Annotated in this window: 1 protein-coding gene; it reads right to left on the reverse strand. The window is 62.6% G+C overall.

The window, feature by feature from the left end; all coding sequences use genetic code 11:
* Nucleotides 1–25 precede the first annotated feature (25 nt).
* Nucleotides 26–246, reverse strand: a 221-nt coding sequence (locus SB753_RS40205) for a DUF3318 domain-containing protein (protein ID WP_410805568.1), incomplete at its 5' end; no start/stop codon positions are given.

Raw genomic sequence — 246 nt, forward strand, 5'->3', positions numbered from 1 at the left:
GAAGTGATATTCGAAACGCGCCCGATCAGGGCGGGCTCATATCGGCATTGGACGCCGCCGTCGATGCCCCGCGCTTATGCGATTCGCGCTTCACCTGCTGATAGATGCGAAACGCTTCCCACGCGGCGAGGCCGACGCTGCCCCATTTGAGCACGGGCTTCGCGGTCGCGAACACGGTGGCGCGGATCGGTTTCGCGAGCACCAGCGAGGCGATCGAACTGATCAGCGGATATTCCTTGAGAAGCG

Origin of the sequence: Paraburkholderia sp. SIMBA_053, assembly GCF_046534895.1 — a bacterium.
In the GTDB taxonomy this organism is placed as follows: domain Bacteria; phylum Pseudomonadota; class Gammaproteobacteria; order Burkholderiales; family Burkholderiaceae; genus Paraburkholderia; species Paraburkholderia caledonica.